The organism is Burkholderia sp. AU16741 (assembly GCF_002223345.1).
In the GTDB taxonomy this organism is placed as follows: domain Bacteria; phylum Pseudomonadota; class Gammaproteobacteria; order Burkholderiales; family Burkholderiaceae; genus Burkholderia; species Burkholderia sola.
The window spans coordinates 225,497-242,845 of sequence record NZ_NKEZ01000009.1; the positions used below are offsets into that span (position 1 = coordinate 225,497).

The 17,349-nt window shown below is 67.9% G+C and carries 16 protein-coding genes; 6 read left to right on the plus strand and 10 right to left on the minus strand.

What is annotated here, in order from left to right:
- Positions 1 to 16 precede the first annotated feature (16 nt).
- Positions 17 to 286: a hypothetical protein gene (locus tag CFB89_RS28255; RefSeq protein WP_059581751.1), complete on the plus strand. Its 270-nt coding sequence runs from the start codon at positions 17 to 19 to the stop codon at positions 284 to 286.
- A gap of 154 nt (positions 287 to 440) precedes the next feature.
- Positions 441 to 1,433, plus strand: a complete 993-nt coding sequence (locus CFB89_RS28260) for a DedA family protein/thiosulfate sulfurtransferase GlpE (RefSeq protein ID WP_089470816.1) — start codon at positions 441 to 443, stop codon at positions 1,431 to 1,433.
- Between the two features lie 55 nt (positions 1,434 to 1,488).
- Here the strand turns inward: CFB89_RS28260 and CFB89_RS28265 are convergent, their stop codons facing one another.
- The 7 genes from CFB89_RS28265 to CFB89_RS28295 all read right to left on the minus strand — a co-directional run bounded on the left by CFB89_RS28265 (position 1,489) and on the right by CFB89_RS28295 (position 9,373).
- Entirely contained in the window at positions 1,489 to 2,961 is a 1,473-nt protein-coding gene (locus CFB89_RS28265) for an OprD family outer membrane porin (RefSeq protein WP_089470934.1), read from the minus strand.
- A 165-nt stretch (positions 2,962 to 3,126) separates the two neighbouring features.
- Complete coding sequence (locus CFB89_RS28270; protein ID WP_179233549.1) at positions 3,127 to 4,146, minus strand: ABC transporter ATP-binding protein; 1,020 nt, start codon at positions 4,144 to 4,146, stop codon at positions 3,127 to 3,129.
- Positions 4,143 to 5,135 carry an ABC transporter ATP-binding protein gene (locus tag CFB89_RS28275; RefSeq protein WP_089470818.1) on the minus strand — a complete coding sequence of 331 codons (993 nt, stop codon included), beginning with the start codon at positions 5,133 to 5,135 and terminating at the stop codon, positions 4,143 to 4,145. The genes CFB89_RS28270 and CFB89_RS28275 overlap by 4 nt, the downstream gene beginning before the upstream one ends.
- Positions 5,136 to 5,137: 2 nt before the next feature.
- Positions 5,138 to 6,040: an ABC transporter permease gene (locus CFB89_RS28280; RefSeq protein WP_089470819.1), complete on the minus strand. Its 903-nt coding sequence runs from the start codon at positions 6,038 to 6,040 to the stop codon at positions 5,138 to 5,140.
- Positions 6,041 to 6,053: 13 nt separating this feature from the next.
- On the minus strand, positions 6,054 to 6,992 hold the full coding sequence (locus CFB89_RS28285; protein ID WP_089470820.1) for an ABC transporter permease subunit: 939 nt from the start codon (positions 6,990 to 6,992) through the stop codon (positions 6,054 to 6,056).
- A gap of 10 nt (positions 6,993 to 7,002) precedes the next feature.
- Positions 7,003 to 8,616, minus strand: a complete 1,614-nt coding sequence (locus tag CFB89_RS28290; RefSeq protein ID WP_089470821.1) for a peptide ABC transporter substrate-binding protein — start codon at positions 8,614 to 8,616, stop codon at positions 7,003 to 7,005.
- 178 nt (positions 8,617 to 8,794) lie between these two features.
- Positions 8,795 to 9,373, minus strand: coding sequence for a cupin domain-containing protein (locus CFB89_RS28295; protein WP_011548888.1), 579 nt, complete (start codon positions 9,371 to 9,373; stop codon positions 8,795 to 8,797).
- A gap of 496 nt (positions 9,374 to 9,869) precedes the next feature.
- On the opposite strand from CFB89_RS28295, the gene CFB89_RS28305 reads away from it, so the two are divergent.
- Both CFB89_RS28305 and CFB89_RS28310 read left to right on the plus strand, forming a co-directional pair.
- Positions 9,870 to 11,387 (plus strand): peptide MFS transporter, encoded by a 1,518-nt coding sequence (locus CFB89_RS28305; RefSeq protein WP_089470935.1) that lies wholly within the window; start codon positions 9,870 to 9,872, stop codon positions 11,385 to 11,387.
- 120 nt (positions 11,388 to 11,507) lie between these two features.
- Positions 11,508 to 11,714 carry a hypothetical protein gene (locus CFB89_RS28310; protein WP_089470822.1) on the plus strand — a complete coding sequence of 69 codons (207 nt, stop codon included), beginning with the start codon at positions 11,508 to 11,510 and terminating at the stop codon, positions 11,712 to 11,714.
- Positions 11,715 to 11,800: 86 nt separating this feature from the next.
- Here CFB89_RS28310 and CFB89_RS28315 read toward each other — a convergent pair whose 3' ends face one another.
- The 3 genes from CFB89_RS28315 to CFB89_RS28325 all read right to left on the minus strand — a co-directional run bounded on the left by CFB89_RS28315 (position 11,801) and on the right by CFB89_RS28325 (position 14,556).
- Positions 11,801 to 12,925: an OpgC domain-containing protein gene (locus CFB89_RS28315; RefSeq protein WP_089470823.1), complete on the minus strand. Its 1,125-nt coding sequence runs from the start codon at positions 12,923 to 12,925 to the stop codon at positions 11,801 to 11,803.
- 419 nt (positions 12,926 to 13,344) lie between these two features.
- Complete coding sequence (gene rarD, locus CFB89_RS28320) at positions 13,345 to 14,244, minus strand: EamA family transporter RarD (protein ID WP_089470824.1); 900 nt, start codon at positions 14,242 to 14,244, stop codon at positions 13,345 to 13,347.
- 15 nt (positions 14,245 to 14,259) lie between these two features.
- Positions 14,260 to 14,556: an acylphosphatase gene (locus CFB89_RS28325; RefSeq protein WP_006480292.1), complete on the minus strand. Its 297-nt coding sequence runs from the start codon at positions 14,554 to 14,556 to the stop codon at positions 14,260 to 14,262.
- A 152-nt stretch (positions 14,557 to 14,708) separates the two neighbouring features.
- Here CFB89_RS28325 and hpnA point away from each other — a divergent pair, with 152 nt between their 5' ends.
- Both hpnA and CFB89_RS28335 read left to right on the plus strand, forming a co-directional pair.
- A complete protein-coding gene (hpnA, locus tag CFB89_RS28330) occupies positions 14,709 to 15,716 on the plus strand; it encodes a hopanoid-associated sugar epimerase (protein ID WP_089470825.1) in 1,008 nt (335 codons plus the stop codon).
- 108 nt (positions 15,717 to 15,824) lie between these two features.
- Entirely contained in the window at positions 15,825 to 17,240 is a 1,416-nt protein-coding gene (locus CFB89_RS28335; RefSeq protein WP_089470826.1) for a phage tail protein, read from the plus strand.
- Positions 17,241 to 17,349: the final 109 nt, after the last annotated feature.

The window sequence follows — 17,349 nt, forward strand, 5'->3', positions numbered from 1 at the left end:
CACGAGGATAGGTTCGATGCGCACTACCGGCTCATCCGGGGCAATGACCCTGCTCACCGAACACGACGCGGCCGACGGCCGCGAACTGCGCTCGCTCCGGCTCGAAGCCACGGGCGACGGCAAGAGCGTGCTGCTGATCGAGGTCGACGAACGCAAGCCCGGCATCCACCGCGAGGTCCGCTACGAGATCACGCCGGCCGAACTGATCGCGGCGATCCGCTCGCACGGCGCCGAGCTGCCCGGCGAAAACCACGGCGCCGCATCGCTCGCCCGTACGCCTTCCTGATTCCGAACGGTGAGCCGCGTGCAATGCGTCGGCTCACCCGCATCTCCCTGCCGCCGTCAGGCGCTTTGCGTCATTCCCGCCGCTGTCTTGAAAAAGGCCGATAATCGGTCTGTCTGCGTTTCCTGCCCACGCGTTTCCTTTTCGGCCAGCCGTCATGCTCCGTGACCTCGTCGCCCAGTACGGGCCGCTTCTCGTATTCGCCAACGTGCTCGCGGCGGCCATTGGCCTGCCGGTGCCCGCGATGCCGACGCTCGTGCTGTTCGGCGCGATGTCCGCGATGCATCCCGCGATGATCGGCTCGCAGCTCGTGACGGTCGTGGCGCTGGCGGTGCTCGGCGCGCTGATCGGCGACACGGTCTGGTACGTGGCCGGGCGGCGTTACGGCGGCACGACGCTGAAGACGATCTGCCGGCTGTCTCTGTCGCGCGATACCTGCGTGAAAAAGACCGAGCGCTTCTTCGGCCGCTACGGCGTGCGCGTGCTCGCGGTCGCGCGCTTCATTCCGGGGTTGTCGCTGGTGTCCGTGCCGATGGCCGGTGCGCTCGGCACGCGCTATCGCACGTTCGCCGGCTACGACGCGCTCGGCGCCGCGCTGTGGACGATCGTCGGGCTGGGCGCCGGCCTCGTGTTCTACCGGCAGATCGACTGGCTGTTCGCCGGCGCGAGCCGCCTCGGCCGCGCGGTGCTGGTGGTCATCGTCGCGCTGCTCGCGGTCTATGCGGCCGTGCGGTGGATGCGCCGCCGTGCGCTGATCCGCCAGCTCGCGAACGCGCGGATTGGCGTCGACGAGCTCGACGTGCTGCTGCGCGACGCCACCGCCCCGGTGGTGCTCGACGTGCGCTCGCCCGAGCATCGCAAGCTCGACCCGTTCACGATTCCCGGTGCGCAGTTCGCCGACGAGCGCCAGATCGGCGATATGGTCGCGCGCTATCCGCTCACGCAGAAATTCGTCGTGTATTGCTCGTGCCCGAACGAGGTGACGGCCGCGCTGATGGCGAAGCGCCTGCTCGATGCAGGCTTCACCGATGCGCTCGCGCTGCGCGGCGGCCTCGACGCATGGCGCGATACGGGCCGCCAGCTCACGGCGCTCGTGGAAGAGACGCCCGCCGCGAACGATTCCGTAGCGGGCTGGCACAAGCCGGCCTGATCGCACCGATCGCAGGCCGGCGTGTACGACACCGGGGACGTGCGTCCCCGTTCCATCAGAACGCGTGCAGCGGCAGGTTCACGACCAGACGGTACTCGGTGTTCGTCGCGTCCGAGTAGTGTGCCGAGCCGTTGTGCCACATCGCGATGAACGTGACCTTCGTGTTCTTCAGCTTGCCGCTCTGGAACGTGTACGACGGGATGAAGCCGAACTCGTGGTGACGGCCCTGCACCGGCGCGCCGTTGCTCCAGTAGATGCTCGACTTGCTCGGGTCGTTGGCCGCGCCCGCGCTGCCGTCCGCGCCCCAGCCCGTCACGCCCCACACCATCGCCTTGAAACCCGGCAGGCCCGCTTCCTTGCCGTAGAACGTGTAACGCAGCTGCAGCGATTTTTCGTGCGGCGCGTTGTAGTCGACGTCCATCGAGTTGGTCAGGAAGATGCCGTTCGTTTCGTTCAGGTAGTCGAAGAACTGGTCGCCGAGCACGTGCTGGAAGCCGAGCAGCAGTTCATGCGGGCCATGCTGCGCCGCGAGCGACAGGCTGTACGCGTTGTTGTTGATCTTGCCTTGCAGCGCATCGCCCGTGTCGTGCGTCGAATAGACGTTGCCGAAGCCGGTCCACTTGATCGTCTGCGGGCTGCCGATGCTGTGCTTCACCGACGCGTAGTACTGGTGCCACACGTCGTCGGCCTGGTTCGCGTACAGCGCGACTTCGCCGTTCGGCGAGTAGTCCCACGTGCCGCCGACGTACGACAGGCGATTGATGCGCGTGCCGCCGTACTGCGTCGTCAGGTTGGTGAGCGTCGTATGGCCGCGCGCGTCGGTCTTCGTGAAGCTGCCGGCCTCGAGCATCACGTTCTTGAATTCATTGCTGACGAGCGTCGCGCCGAGGAACGTCGGCGGCAGCGCGCGGTTGTCGTGCTGCTCCATGAACGGGTTGTCGACGGCCTGCAGACCGTACTTGACCACCGTGTTCGAGATGCGCGCCTTGATGTCGTAGATGCCCGGATACGCCCACGCGAGCTGGTTGCCGCCGCCGCCGCCCTTCGCGATGTGCACCATGCTGCCGGCGCCCTGGCCGCCGTCGAGCTTCAGCGCCGCATACAGCGACGCATCGAAGCCGATCCCGATCAGGCCGGTCGTGTAGCCCGACTCGAAGTTCGCCATCGCGCCCTGGACCCACGCATGGCGATGCGGCCCGCCCTTGCTGTCGAGCACGTCCGCATAGTTGCGGAACAGGAAGTCGAGATGGCTGTCGGCGATGAAGCCGTTCGATTTCGACTGTGCCGACGGCTCGTCGGGCGGCGTGACGGCCTGGGTCGCCTCGGCGTTGACAATCGCGTTCGGCGTCGTTGCCTGCGCAACGGATGCGCCCGACCCGGCGGCCGGTGCGGCCTGCGCGACCGTCAGCGGCGCCGGCGCCGCGTCGTCGGCGTGCGCGACGCCCGTCAGCGAGACGCCGGCAAGCGCCGGCAGCCCCCAGGCAAGCAGCATCTTCGATGCCGTCCCGATCTTCTTCTGCTGTTTCATCGTCATTCTCGTCTTGTGTTGATATCGTCCATGCCGGTCGCGATCCGCTCCCAGCCCCCCGGCGAGCCCGGCTAAGGACGCGCCTGTACCCGCGGCGCGAAGATCGTTCGCGCCGCACCTACCCCTGTTGACCTGCCTTGGTTATGTGTGCTGCGTCACTTCACATCACGCCGCGCCCGCGCGGATGCACGCGACGCGCGCCGCCGACCCCTGCCGCACTTCCGGCAGCGGCACGTCCTGCGCGCACGCGTCGATCGCGACCGGGCAGCGCGTGCGGAACGCGCAGCCGGACGGCGGGTTGAGCGGCGAGGGCATCTCGCCCGCCAGCAGCATCGGACGGCGAGCACGCTCGCGCGCCGGCTCCGGCGTCGGCGCCGCATCGAGCAGCGCCTTCGTGTACGGGTGCTGCGGCACGCCGTACACGTCATGCCGCGTGCCGAACTCCATCACGCGGCCGAGATACATCACGAGCACGCGCTGGCTGATGGCCTTCACCACCGCCAGATCGTGCGCGACGAACAGATAGGACAACGACAGTTCACGTTGCAGATCGCGCAGCAGGTTCACGATCTGCGCCTGGATCGACACGTCGAGCGCCGAGACGGGTTCGTCGCAGACCACGAGCTTCGGCTCGCTGATCAGCGCGCGCGCAATGCCGACGCGCTGGCACTGCCCGCCGGAAAACTCATGCGGATAACGCAGCAGGTGATGCGCGTTCAGGCCGACGCGTTCGAGCATCGAAATCACGCGGCGGCGCACTTCGGCACGGCCGAGGCCCGGGTGGTGCGTGACGAGCGGCTCGGCGACGACCTGCTCGATCGTCATGCGCGGATCGAGCGAGGCGAGCGGATCCTGGAAGATCATCTGCACTTCGCGCCGCATCGCGGTGCCGCGCAGGTGATCGGGCGCCACGGCCTGGCCGCGCCATTTCACGGTGCCGGCCGTCATCGGCACGAGGCCGATCAATGCGCGCGCGAGCGTCGATTTTCCGCAGCCGGATTCGCCGACGAGCCCGACCGTCTCGCCGCGCTTGACGTCGAACGACACACCGTCGACCGCGCGCAGCGTGCCCTTCGGCGACCACGGATAGCCGCCGAGCGGCACGCGGAAATGCACTTTCAGATTCTCGACGGACAGCAGCGTGTCGTCCGTCGCGCCGGCTTGGCGGCGTTCATCGACGCTCATCGCAGACCTCCCGTCAGATCGGCCAGGGGCCGGTGGCATGCGCGCACCGCGCCCGCGGCGCCATAGGTTTCGAGCGCCGGGCGCTCGGCGCCGCAGCGTTCTTCCGCATACGTGCAGCGCTTCGCGAACGCGCAGCCGGCCGGCGCGGTGCCGGGCATCGGCGGGTTGCCGGGAATCGCGACGAGCGGAGCATCGTCCGCGTCGGTCAGGCGCGGCAGCGCGTTGAGCAGGCCGATCGTGTACGGATGCGACGGCGCCGCGAAGATCGAGTCGGCCGGCGCGTATTCGACGGTGCGGCCCGCATACATGACCATCACGTCGTCGGCGAGGCCGGCGACCACGCCCATGTCGTGCGTGATCAGCACGATCGCGGTGCCGCGCTCGCGGTTCAGCTCGCGCAGCAGATCGATGATCTGCGCCTGCACGGTCACGTCGAGCGCGGTGGTCGGCTCGTCGGCGATCAGGATTTCCGGCTCGGACAACAGCGCCATCGCGATCATCACGCGCTGGCGCATGCCGCCCGAGAACTCGTGCGGATACATGCGGATGCGGCGCGCCGCGTCGGGAATGCGCACCGATTCGAGCGCCTCGATCGCGCGCTTGATCGCGGCCTTGCGCGACAGCTTGCGATGCAGCTGCAGCGTCTCGGTCATCTGCCGCTCGATCGTCAGGAACGGATTGAGCGACGTCATCGGATCCTGGAAGATCATCGCGATGCGATCGCCGCGCACCGCGTTCAGCGCGCGCGTATCCATGTCGAGCAGGTTGTCGCCGCGGTAGCGCGCGGCGCCGGTCGTCGTGCCGTTGCCGGCCAGGAGGCCGAGCAGCGCCATCACGGTCTGGCTCTTGCCCGAGCCCGATTCGCCGACGATGCCGAGCGTCTTGCCGGCTTCGAGCGAGAACGACACGCCGTTGACGGCGTCGATCGGCGGCGCATCCTTGCGCGTGAAGCGCACGCCGAGGTTTTCAACTTCCAGTAGAGCGGCCATCTTCAGCGATCCTTCGGGTCGAGCGCGTCACGCAGGCCGTCGCCGACGAAGTTCACGCAGTAGAGCGTCACGCACAGCATGACGGCCGGGGCCAGCAGCAGCCACGGCATCGATTCCAGTTTCTGCGCGCCGTCCTGGATCAGCACGCCCCAGCTCGTCATCGGCTCCTGCACGCCAAGGCCGAGGAACGACAGCACCGATTCGGTCAGCACGATGTTCGGCACCGAGACCGTCGCGTACACGACGACCACGCCGAGCAGGTTCGGCACGACGTGGCGCAGCACGATCGACGTCGGCGACACGCCGATCGCGCGCGCCGCGTCGACGAACTCGCGATTGCGCAGCGACAGCGTCTGGCCGCGCACGACGCGCGCCATGTCGATCCACGAGAACGCGCTGATGGTCAGCACGACCAGCATGAACGAGCGGCCGAACAGGGTCATCATCAGGATCGCGATCAGCAGGTACGGGATCGCGTACATCATGTCGACGACGCGCATCATCACGGAGTCGACGCGGCCGCCCGCGAAGCCCGCGGTCGCGCCCCACGCGACGCCGAACAGGCCCGACACGAGCGTGCCGAGCAGGCCGACCTCGATCGATACGCGACCGCCGATCAGCGTGCGCACGAGCAGGTCGCGGCCGAGCTCGTCGGTGCCGAACCAGTGCTGGTTCGCCCACGTCGGCGGCAGGCTGATCGAGGCCCAATCGCTCGCGGCGGGGTCGGCCGCGAGCAGCCACGGGCCGACGAAACAGGCGAGCGTGATCAGCACGAGCAGCGCGAGGCTGAACAACGCCGCGCGGTTGTGAAGGAAGCGCGCGAACGCGAGCTCGAGCGGCGAGCGCGAACGCGGCGGCGAATCGGTCTGCACGGGCAGGCCGACGACGGGAGTGGTCGGAGTCATCGCTGTGCCTCGCTCAATAACGGATGCGCGGATCGAGCCATGCGTACGCGAGGTCGACCAGCAGGTTGAACAGCACCGCGAAGACGGTCGTCAGCACGACGAGACCGAGCACCAGCGTGTAATCGCGGTTGATCGCGCCGTTCACGACGAGCTGCCCGAGGCCCGGCAGCGCGAACACCGATTCGGTGACGACGGCCGCGGTGATCGACGTGATGCAGACCGTGCCGAACAGCGACACGACCGGCATCAGCGCGGGTTTGAGCGCATGGCGCAGCACGATCGTCGAGCCGGGCAGGCCCTTCGCGCGCGCGGTGCGGATGTAGTTGCTCGACAGCGTCTCGATCATCGAGCCGCGCATCACGCGCGCGAGCAGCGACACGTTGATGAGGGTCAGCAGCGCGATCGGCAGCAGCCGGTACTGCCAGCCGCCGTCGCCCCAGCCGCCGGCCGGCAGCCAGCCGTTGCCGGCCGACGTCTTCAGCAGGATCGCGAAGATCCACACCATGACGGGGCCGAGCACGAACGGCGGCACGACGTTGCCGAAGTTGCCGATCAGCATCACGAAGCGGTCGATCACGCTGTCGCGGCGCACGGCCGCGACGGTGCCGAGCAGCACGCCGAGCACGATCGAGATCGGGATCGACACGCCGCCCACGCCGAGGCTCACGGGCAGCGCCTTCTTCACGAGATCGTTCACCGACCAGTCGACGTAACGGAACGACGGGCCGAGATCGCCGTGCAGCAGCGAGCCGAGATACAGCAGGTACTGCTTCCACAGCGGCTCGTCGAGGTGGTACTTCGCGTTCAGGTTCGCGAGCGTCGCGGCGGACAGCTGCTTCTCCGTATCGAACGGGCCGCCGGGCGTGAAATGCAGCAGCAGGTAGCAGACGGTGATGACCGCGAGGATCGTCGGCACCGCCCACAACGTGCGCCTCAATGCGTAGGCCAGCATGATCGCTCCGTCAGTGCTTGATCAGGTACAGGTCCTGCGAAGCACGCATGTCGATCACGTTCTTCAGCGAATAGCCGCCCACGTAGGACTTCACGAGACGGTCGGCCGAGTACTGGAACAGCGGCACCATCGGCGTGTCCTTCATCGCCATGTCGTGCGCCTGCGTGAGCAGCGCGGTGCGCGCGTTGTCGTCGAGCTTCTGGTTGCCTTCCTCGACGAGCGCGTCGACCTGCTTGTTGCAGTAGCCGACGGTGTTCTGCGAGCTGCCGCAGCGGATCAGGTCGAAGAACGTCATCGCGTCGTTGTAGTCGGCGAACCAGCCGTCGCGCGCGATCTGCACCTTGCCGTCATGCCGCTGCTTCATCAGCACCTTGAATTCGACGTTCTCGAGCTTCGTGGTGATGCCGAGCTTCGTGCGCCATTCCGATGCGGTGAACAGCGCGACCTTCTTGTGCAGGTCGTTGGTGTTGTACGTGAGCGTGAACGACAGCGGCTTCGCGTCCGAATAGCCGGCCTGCTTCAGCAGGTCCTTCGCGGTCGCGATGCGCTTGGCCATCGGCCACGACGCCCATTCCGGCGTGAACGGCCGCACGCCCTTCGTGCCGTTCGGCATCAGCCCGTACATCGGCTTCTCGCCGGCCTGCGTGAGCTTCGACGTCAGCACGTCGCGATCGATCACCATCGACAACGCCTGACGCACGCGCTTGTCCTTCAGCGCCGCGTCGCTGTTGTTCAGGTAGTAGTAGTAGGTCGCGAGCTGCAGGCCCGGGCGCAGTTCCGCGCCGAACTGCTTGCTGACCTGCTGGAAGATGCCCGACGGAATCGAGTAGCTGTAGTCGATCTGCCCGGCCTGGTACATGCGCATCGCGGTTTCGTCGCTTTCGATCGGCAGGTACGTGACCTTGTTGATCACGACCTTCGGCGCGTTCCAGTACTTCGCGTCCTTCGAGATCACGATGCGGTTGTTCGGCTGCCAGTCGACGAGCTGGTATGCGCCGTTGCTGACGAGATTGCCCGGGCGCGTCCATGCGTCGCCGAACTTCGCGACCACGTCCTTGTTCACCGGCACGAGCGGCGCCATCGCGGTCAGTTCGGGGAAGAACGCGACCGGCACGTCGGTCGTCACTTCCAGCGTGTACGGATCGACCGCGCGAACGCCGAGCGTCGTCGGTGCGGCCTTGCCGGCGATGATGTCCTTCGAGTTCTTGATGAACTCGACGAGGATCGTGTATTTCGAACCCGTCTTCGGATCGACGAGGCGCTGCCACGAATAGACGAAATCGGCGGCCGTCACCGGCTGACCGTTGCTCCATTTCGCGTCGTGGCGCAGCTTGAAGATCCACGTCTGCGGCGTCTTGCGTTCCCACGACAGCGCGACGCCCGGCACGACCTGGCCGGCCGCATCGATGCGCGCGAGCCCTTCGAACAGGTCGAGGCCGATCGTGTTGCCGGTCCACGATTCGATGTGCGCCGGGTCGAGCGACTCGACTTCGGCCGGCACCTGTCGCGTCAGGTCCTGTTGCGGAGCGAGCGCGACGTTCGACGGAACGGTTACGGCGTGGGCGACGGGCGTCGTCAGGGCGAGCGCGGCCAGCACGGCCGACATGGCATGCAAGGATTTCATCGTGGCAGTCTTGAGAAGGTGGTTCGGTGGGCGTCGCGCGGCGGATGCCGCGGCTTACGCGTGAGACGCTGACGGGGGCAGCGATTGAGGAGGCCCGTGATTCTCGTATTGCATGTTAGTATTCCTTACATTTCTTTCGACAGGCATCCCGTCGAAGAAACGAAGGAATACCCGTGCGTTAGAACAGTCGCGGCGTACCGACCCAGACCACCACCGACTCGATCTTCGCGGTGTTGACCCAGCTGTGCGGGACCGTCGACTGATAGTGCGAACTGTCGCCGGCCTGCAGAACGAACGTCTTGCCTTCCAGCGTCAGCGACACTTCCCCTTCAATCACGTACAGGAACTCCTCTCCTGCATGTGTCGTCACCTCGGACCGTTTCTGCCCCGGCGGCATCCTCACGAGAATCGCCTCCAGCTGGCGCCCTTCGGATACGTTCGTCAGTCGCGCGAACAGGTTCGCCGAATCGGCAAACCCGAAGAAGCGCAGCTGATCGCCTCGGCACACCGAGCGTTCCTCGCTCGGCGTATCGACGAAGTACTGCACCGTCACGCCGAGCGCGTGGGCGATACCGGCCAGCGACGTCAGTGACGGCGACGCGAGCCCGCGCTCGACTTGAGACAGAAACGGCTTCGAAATCCCCGCGGCGGTAGCGGTGTCGTCGAGCGTGCGCTTCAGACGTTGGCGCAACGCGCGAATCTTGCTGCCCAGTGCGACAGCGTCTGCCGATCGCGAGTTTTCAGTGGGGGGAACCATAGCAGGCCGAAAAGTGGTCGTCAAAAAATGTTTGATGGAAAGTAACTAAGTTAATTAGAGATAGCTTAATCTTCGGGTTCGCCCACGTCTTCGGCGTTGAGCCCGGTGCACTAAACAGGGCCCGAAGCGAGCGAAACGACGCGCTATCTTGCCAGACTCGAAGGCTTCACAGGCAAGCTGCAAGCGGCTCTCCGGGAATTTGCGGAGAACCGGCGTCAAGCTTACAAGTAGATGATGAGACAAATATTCCTGAAAGCTGCTGCCATATCGGGAGTTTCCCTAAGTGGCGCGGACCCGACGCACCGGACCGGCAAACGTTACCATTCGTGCGCCGGTCGGGGCCGCGCTCCGCCTTCTCCGGCGGAGTCCGCCCCCGGCCCGGGCTAACCGCCCGATTGCTCCATCGCCGACGCAAGCCTACCCGGCCACAGTGCTCCGGCGCCAGTTCGACCCCAAGGCGACGCGCGATCCGCGCCGTCCGTTTCAAACGAGATTGATGATGCACGCACCTGTTTCACAGACCCGATCGTTTACGACGGTCTTCCTCATCGAAATGTGGGAGCGCTTCGGCTACTACGGCATGGCCGCGCTCCTGGTCCTCTTCATGGTCGACCGGCTCGGATTCACCGACAGCCATGCGAACCTGACCTGGGGTGCGTTTACCGCACTCGTCTACGCCGCGCCGTCGATCGGCGGCTGGATCGGCGACAAGGTGCTCGGCGCCCGCCGCACGATGATCATCGGCGCGTCCGTGCTGTGCGCCGGCTACTTGATGCTCGCGGTGCCGAACGATCAGTTGACGTACATGTACGCGTCGCTCGGCGTGATCGTCGTCGGCAACGGCCTGTTCAAGGCCAACGCGGCGAACCTCGTGCGCCGCATCTACGAAGGCGACGACGCGCGCATCGACAGCGCATTCACGATCTACTACATGGCGGTCAACATCGGCTCGACGGTGTCGATGCTCGCCACGCCGTGGATCAAGGATCACTGGGGCTGGCACACCGCGTTCGCGGTCTGCTGCGGCGGCATGCTGCTCGCGATCCTCAACTTCATGCTGATGCACCGCACGCTCGCGCACGTCGGCTCGCAACCGGACGACCAGCCGATCCGCTGGAAGCGCCTCGGCGCGGTCGCGGCCGGCGGCGTCGCGCTCGCGCTGATCACGCTGTACGTGCTGCAGCACAAGCAGCTCGCGGTCGCCAGCGTGTGGACGGCGGCATTCGCGATTCTCGCGATCTTCGCGTACATGATCGCGAAGTCGGAGCGCTCGGAGCGCGCCGGCCTGATCGCGGCGCTCGTGCTGATCGGCCAGGTGATCCTGTTCTTCATCTTCTACGTGCAGATGTCGACGTCGCTGACGCTGTTCGCGCTGCGCAACGTCGATCCGCGCTTCATGCTGTTCGGCACGACGCTGTTCACGTGGAGCGCCGCGCAGTTCCAGGCGCTGAACCCGATCTGGATCATGCTGCTGAGCCCGGTGCTGGTGTGGGTCTACAACGCCGTCGCGAAGGGCGGCCGCGACCTGCCGGTCGCCGCGAAATACGCGCTCGGTTTCGGCGCGGTCGCCGCGGGCTACCTGGTGTTCACGATCAGCGGCCGCTACGCGGTCGACGGCCGCGTGTCGTCGTGGTTCATGGTGTGGGGCTACGGGCTGTACTCGCTCGGCGAGCTGCTGGTGAGCGGCCTGGGCCTCGCGATGATCGCCCGCTACGTGCCGGCGCGCATGAGCGGCTTCATGATGGGCGCGTATTTCGTCGCGACGGGCGTGTCGCAGTATCTGGGCAGCGTCGTCGCGAACTTCGCGCAGATGCCGTCGCACGAACTGCCGGCCACCGAATCGCTGCCGCTCTACCTGTCGCTGTTCGAGAAGCTCGGCTGGCTCGCCGCGATCGGCATGCTGCTCGCGCTGCTGCTGCTGCCGCTGATGAACCGCCTGTCGCGCCAGCATCAGCGCTGCGCGGACGAGCGCCGCGAAGAAGCGCAGCAGGCGCAAGCAGCCGCCGCGCAGTAAGTACTATCCCTCGGCGTGCGGCGTGCACGCCACATTCTCCCGCCGGAAACGCGAACGCGTCCTACACTGGTTGCAGGCAACGCATCCGCTTCGCGAGATGCGCACTGGCGGGAGAACACGATGAAAAGCAAGACGACGCGGCTTTTGAGGATCCTGTCGGACATCCGGCACGCGCAGCGCTGCACCGCGATGCGCGCCGCCCGGGCCGCGGCCGAAGCCGACGCGGTGCTCGCGGAGCGCGACGACCCGGCGCAGGACGAACGCGACGACGCCGAATCCGACGACGCCGCCGCCACGCCCCGCTCCCGTATCGGCTCACCTCACTGACGCGGCGCGGCGCGGCGCCTGCCGCGCCGCCCCCTTCTTGCGCGCGCCCAGGGCCGGTTCACGCCAATAACGGGCTTGCGTCGGCCCTAAGCCGCCGCGCCGCGCCATCGCGCGATCCACGTTCCCGAACCGGCCACCGCCATCATCAGCCCGACCGCGCACGCGTCGGCCGCGAGGCCCACGCCGACATGCCGCAGATCGGCGCTGCCCGCGACCGGATGCAGCAGCGAATCGATCACGAGCGAGATCGCCGCACCCGCGACGAAACAGATCAGCCCGCGCTGGCCGACCGCCACGACGGGCCGCACACCCTGCGCGATCCGCGCGATCCAGCCGAAGCGCACGCAATCGGCCATCAGCCACGCGATCGCCGCGAAACTCACGACGCGCGGCAGCGCGAGATCGCGCTTGAACACGCCTTCGGGCACCGGCAGCCCCGAGAACAGCTTGTAACTCGCGCAGCCGAGCACGATCGCGCACGCGAGCCCGGTCGCCGCGGCGCCCCAGCGGCCGAGCGCGACGCGCCGGTAGAACGGCTGGCAGCGCGCAAGCACGCCGGCGACGAACATCAGTTGCCACGCGAACGGGTTGAAGCTCCAGCGGAAGCCGTCGGTGTCCAGCAACTCGGGGCCGAGCCAGCCCGCCGCGAGCCACGATGCGGCGCTGATCGCGACGAGCGGCCACGGATGGCGCCGCGCGAACGGCACCAGCACCGGCGACGCGAGCGCGAACAGCACGTACATCGGCAGCACCGACGCGAGATACGGCTGGCGCTGGAATGTCAGCAGCTCGGCGAGACCCGTGAGCGGCGACGCGAGCATCACGCTGACGTCGTCGAGCGCGAGGTTCGGCGCATCGACGCCGAAGTGATCGAGCACCGCCGACACGACGAGCATCAGCGTCGACGTCGCGAGAAACGCGCGGTAGATCTGCGTCGCGCGCCGCACGAACCGCTGCTGCGCGGCGCGCGCGCCGTGGCGCTCGGCGATCGCGCCGTACGCGCTCGCGGTCGCGAAGCCGCCGAGGAACACGAACACCTCGGCCGCATCGCACAGCGCGAATGCGTGCAGCGTCACGCGCGACAGCACGCTCGCGCCGATGTGATCGACGACGATCATCAACAGCACGAGCCCGCGGAAGGAATCGATTTCGATCAGGCGGCCGCTGCGCGACGGCTGCACCGTGGCGGCATGCGGCGGGCTCAACGACATGAGCGCACCTGCGCGGCGGCGGTGCGACGCGCACCGGGGAAGGGATCGGGAGAGAGACGGCGAGCGCGATCGGCGACGATACGCGTATGCCCGTATCGTGCCAACCCGGCTGGCCAGGCGCGGAGATGACCGTTCATGGAAAAGCTGCATACGAAGAGAAGTCGGTCAGCCCAGTCTAGTAGCCGATCAGGGGAGACCCTAAGTAACAAAGTGCAACCGAATCTTCTGTTCGATTACAAGCGCGAGCGTGGCGCGGCGAAGCAGACAGCGTCGCCAGATTCGCGTCAGCGCGGCGCCAGTCGATGGTCAGTATCGACGGATTCGGCGGGACTCGGCAGCGGAACGCGCGCGGTTCGACGCGGTGGATGATGCGCGATGCGCGGCCCGTTGCGCACAGCCGGCGCACCGCGACGATGCAGTTATCCGCGCGCGGGCAAGCGCCGCATCAGCATCGCGCTGTGCCATGCGGTGAGCGCGACGGCGACCCAGATCGGCGCGTACGTCGCGAGCTGCGCGACGCTCAGCGTCTCGCCGAGCAGGAGCAACGACACCACGACGAGCAGCACCGGCTCGACGTAGCCGAGAATCCCGAACAGCGCCATCGGCAGCATCCGGCTCGCCTTCAGGTAGCTCGCGAGCGCGAGCGTGCTGAGAAGGCCGAGCCCCGGCAGCAGCGCCGCCCACAGCAGCGGATGGCCGGCGACCCGCGTCGCGCTCGTCGCGACCATCGCGAACGCGATCGGGCACAGCAGCACGATTTCGATCGCGAAGGCGGCCAGCGAATCGGCGTTGATCCGCCGGCGCAGCACGAAATACGGCGGATAGCCGAGCGCGACGACGAGCGTCGGCCACGCGAACGCGCGCGTCGCCCACACCTCGTGCGCGACGCCGAGCGCCGCGCATGCGACCGCCGCCCATTGCAGCGGGTCGAGCCGTTCGTGATAGTAGAAGCGGCCGACGAGCACCATCGTCAGCGGCAGCAGGAAATAGCCGAGCGACACTTCGAGCATGCGGCCATGCAGCGGCGCCCACAGAAACAGCCACAGCTGCACGCCGAGCAGCACCGCGCTCACCGGCAGCGCGACCAGCAGGCGCCAGTCGCGCGCACTGCGCCGCGCCAGCTCGACGAGCGCCGGCCAGCGGCCGCGCAGCGCGATCAGCGCGAGCGCGCCCGGCGCGGTCCACACGATGCGCCACGCGAAGATGTCGAGCCCCGTCAGCGGCGCGAGCAGTTTCGCGTAAGCCGACATCAGCGCGAACAGCGTCGACGCCATCACCGACAGCATGAGGCCGCGCCCGGCTTCCGGATACCCCGTCATGTCGTTGTGCGCCGCTTACTGTTGCTGGAAGCGTTCGAAGCGCTTCTCGGTCCGGCGTTCCTCGAACGTCACCTCGGTCACGCGCGCGGCGGGCGGCCCGTGGCGCAGCCATGCGAGCATCCGGTCGATCTGCGCGCCGGGGCCCTGGATCATCGCCTCGACGGTGCCGTCCTCGAGATTCGCGACCCAGCCGCGCAGCTTCAGCGCATGCGCCTCGCGCACCGTCGCATGACGAAAGCCGACGCCCTGCACGACGCCGCGCACCCGCACGTAGTAGGTCTCGATCCGTTCGTCCAGTTCATTGCGGCTCATCGCGTCGCCCTCCCGTTGCATCCAAGCCCGGCATTGTAGTCGCGTCGGCCGCTTCGCACACGCGCCGGCCGGGCGTCGCCGCGCCCGTCGACCACGTACAATCTCGCCGATGCTCAACCGCCGCGCCCCCCGCGCGGCCCTGAAGGAAACGCATGACTGATACTTCCCGCGATCTCGTTCTCGTCACCGGCGCGTCCGGTTTCGTCGGCTCGGCCGTCGCGCGCATCGCGCAGCAGAAAGGCTATGCGGTGCGCGTGCTCGTACGCCCGACCAGCCCGCGCACGAACGTCGCGGATCTCGACGCCGAGGTCGTCACCGGCGACATGCGCGACGAGGCGTCGATGCGCGCCGCGCTGCGCGGCGTGCGCTACCTGCTGCACGTGGCGGCCGACTACCGGCTGTGGGCGCCCGACCCCGACGAAATCGAGCGCGCGAACCTCGAAGGCGCGGTCGCGACGATGCGCGCGGCCCGCGCGGAAGGCGTCGAGCGGATCGTCTACACGAGCAGCGTCGCGACGCTGAAGGTGACGAGCGCCGGCGATCCGTCCGACGAGAACCGGCCGCTCACGGCCGAGCAGGCGATCGGCGTCTACAAGCGCAGCAAGGTGCTCGCGGAGCGCGCGGTCGAACGGATGATCGCCGACGAAGGGCTGCCCGCCGTGATCGTCAACCCGTCGACGCCGATCGGCCCGCGCGACGTGAAGCCGACGCCGACCGGCCGCATCATCGTCGAGGCCGCGCTCGGCAAGATTCCCGCGTTCGTCGACACGGGGCTGAACCTCGTGCACGTCGACGACGTCGCGCACGGCCACTTCCTCGCGCTCGAGCACGGCCGGATCGGCGAGCGCTACATCCTCGGCGGCGAGAACCTGCCGCTGCAGCAGATGCTCGCGGACATCGCGCAGATGACGGGCCGCAAGGCGCCGACGATCGCGCTGCCGCGCTGGCCGCTGTACCCGCTCGCGGTCGGTGCCGAAGCGGTCGCGAAGTTCACGAAGAAGGAGCCCTTCGTCACCGTCGACGGGCTGCGGATGTCGAAGAACAAGATGTATTTCACGTCCGCGAAGGCCGAGCGCGAGCTCGGCTACCGGGCGCGCCCGTATCGCGAAGGGCTGCGCGATGCGCTCGACTGGTTCGGGTCGGCGGGCTACCTCAAGTAACACAAAGCGGCGCACGTCGCGCCGCTTTGCGCACTTTGTTACACGCCGCGCACGGACCGCTATCGGCGCAGCGGTTAAAATCGCGGGTCTTACGCAGAGAAGACACGCATGAACCTGAACGATCAGATCGCTTCGCTCGCCACGGGCGTCGATCAGCTCCTCCACGATCACCACGCCGCGCAGCAGGCGGCACGCAGCGCGGAAGCCTTCGCGCGCGCCGCGGCAACGGAAGCCCGGGCCGCGGCCGAGCGTCACGCGGCGGCGGAAGCCGAAGCGCAGGCGGCCGCGCAGCGCCACACGGCCGCTGCCGCCGATGCCGAAGCCGCGCAGCGGCGTCATGCCGACGCCACCGCCGCCGCCGAAGCGGCCGCCCAACGTCATACGGATGCCGCCACGCAAGCCGAGGCCGCTTCGCAGCGCCATGCCGAAGCCACCGCGCTGACCGAAGCGCTCGCGCAACGTCACGCGGATGCCGAAGCCGCGTCGCAGCGACACGCGGCGGCGATCGCCGAAGCCGAGGCCGCCGCGCAGCGTCATCACGCCGCCGCGACCGAGGCTGAAGCGGCCGCGCAACGTCATGCCGCGGCGACCGCCGAAGCCGAAGCCGCTGCGCAGCGCCACGCGGAAGCGACCGCCGAGGCCGAAGCAGCCGCGCAGCGCCACATGGCTGCGATCGCCGAGGCCGAGGCGCTCGCCCAGCGGCACGCGCAGGCGCTCGCCGATACGCAGGCCGCCGCTCAACATCATGCCGACGCAACCGCCGAGGCCGAAGCCATCACGCGGCGTCACGCAGAAGCGATCGCCCAGGCCGAAGCAGCCGCGCAACGCCACGCGGAAGCGACCGCCGCGGCCGAAGCGATCACGCAGCGCCATACCGAAGCGATCGCCCAGGCCGAAGCGGCCGCGCAGCACCACGCGAAGGCCATCGTCGACGCCGAAGCGCTGGTCGAGGCCGTCGTCAAGGAAGCCGCGACGAGCGCGGTTGCTGCGTCGGCCGTGACGGCCGATGTCGTCGAGCCGGCAGTGGCGGCGCAAGCGTCGGCGAACGCGACCGCGCGGGCGGCGGCGGAAACGGTGGAAACGATCGATGTGGTCGAAGCCGCCGACGCCCCGGCCGATGCCGAGACCGCATTGATCCCAACGGCGCAAGCCGAAACCGCGGTTGAAACTGAAACCAATACCCCTGCCGCGCCTGCCGACAACGCGACGCTGCACGTCGCGCGCCCGTCCCAGAACGAACTCACGCTCACCATCAACGGCCAGTCGATCACGCTGCATCCGGAGCAACTGGGCCAGCTGATCGAGGAACTCGCGCACGCACGCGCGTCGATGCAGCCGGAGCCGCCGCCCGGCATTCCGGCCGGCTGGCGTTTCGTGACGACGAAGAACCCGATGATGGCCGTGCAGAAGCAGGCGAACGGCGACCGCCTGCTGGTCGCCCGCCACACGGGCTACGGCTGGGTGCCGTTCACGTTCTCGCCGGACGTCGTGATCCAGATGTACATGATGCTGACGCAGCGGTAAGCGCGCGCATCGGCCGGAAGCCGGCCAAAAAGCACACAGCCCGGATCGGCTCGAGCCGATCCGGGCTGTGTGCTTTCAGCGCTCCGGTTTATCTGGGCGGCCGGCCTCC

Bases quoted from the DNA above. Each gene is read 5' to 3' on its own strand.
- CFB89_RS28290 (WP_089470821.1), bottom strand. From the start codon at position 8,616: ATGAAATCCTTGCATGCCATGTCGGCCGTGCTGGCCGCGCTCGCCCTG.
- CFB89_RS28260 (WP_089470816.1), top strand. From the start codon at position 441: ATGCTCCGTGACCTCGTCGCCCAGTACGGGCCGCTTCTCGTATTCGCC.
- CFB89_RS28275 (WP_089470818.1), bottom strand. From the start codon at position 5,135: ATGGCCGCTCTACTGGAAGTTGAAAACCTCGGCGTGCGCTTCACGCGC.
- CFB89_RS28265 (WP_089470934.1), bottom strand. From the start codon at position 2,961: ATGAAACAGCAGAAGAAGATCGGGACGGCATCGAAGATGCTGCTTGCC.
- CFB89_RS28315 (WP_089470823.1), bottom strand. From the start codon at position 12,925: ATGTCGTTGAGCCCGCCGCATGCCGCCACGGTGCAGCCGTCGCGCAGC.
- CFB89_RS28270 (WP_179233549.1), bottom strand. From the start codon at position 4,146: ATGAGCGTCGATGAACGCCGCCAAGCCGGCGCGACGGACGACACGCTG.
- CFB89_RS28285 (WP_089470820.1), bottom strand. From the start codon at position 6,992: ATGCTGGCCTACGCATTGAGGCGCACGTTGTGGGCGGTGCCGACGATC.
- rarD (WP_089470824.1), bottom strand. From the start codon at position 14,244: ATGACGGGGTATCCGGAAGCCGGGCGCGGCCTCATGCTGTCGGTGATG.
- CFB89_RS28305 (WP_089470935.1), top strand. From the start codon at position 9,870: ATGATGCACGCACCTGTTTCACAGACCCGATCGTTTACGACGGTCTTC.
- CFB89_RS28255 (WP_059581751.1), top strand. From the start codon at position 17: ATGCGCACTACCGGCTCATCCGGGGCAATGACCCTGCTCACCGAACAC.
- CFB89_RS28310 (WP_089470822.1), top strand. From the start codon at position 11,508: ATGAAAAGCAAGACGACGCGGCTTTTGAGGATCCTGTCGGACATCCGG.
- CFB89_RS28335 (WP_089470826.1), top strand. From the start codon at position 15,825: ATGAACCTGAACGATCAGATCGCTTCGCTCGCCACGGGCGTCGATCAG.
- CFB89_RS28295 (WP_011548888.1), bottom strand. From the start codon at position 9,373: ATGGTTCCCCCCACTGAAAACTCGCGATCGGCAGACGCTGTCGCACTG.
- CFB89_RS28280 (WP_089470819.1), bottom strand. From the start codon at position 6,040: ATGACTCCGACCACTCCCGTCGTCGGCCTGCCCGTGCAGACCGATTCG.
- hpnA (WP_089470825.1), top strand. From the start codon at position 14,709: ATGACTGATACTTCCCGCGATCTCGTTCTCGTCACCGGCGCGTCCGGT.
- CFB89_RS28325 (WP_006480292.1), bottom strand. From the start codon at position 14,556: ATGAGCCGCAATGAACTGGACGAACGGATCGAGACCTACTACGTGCGG.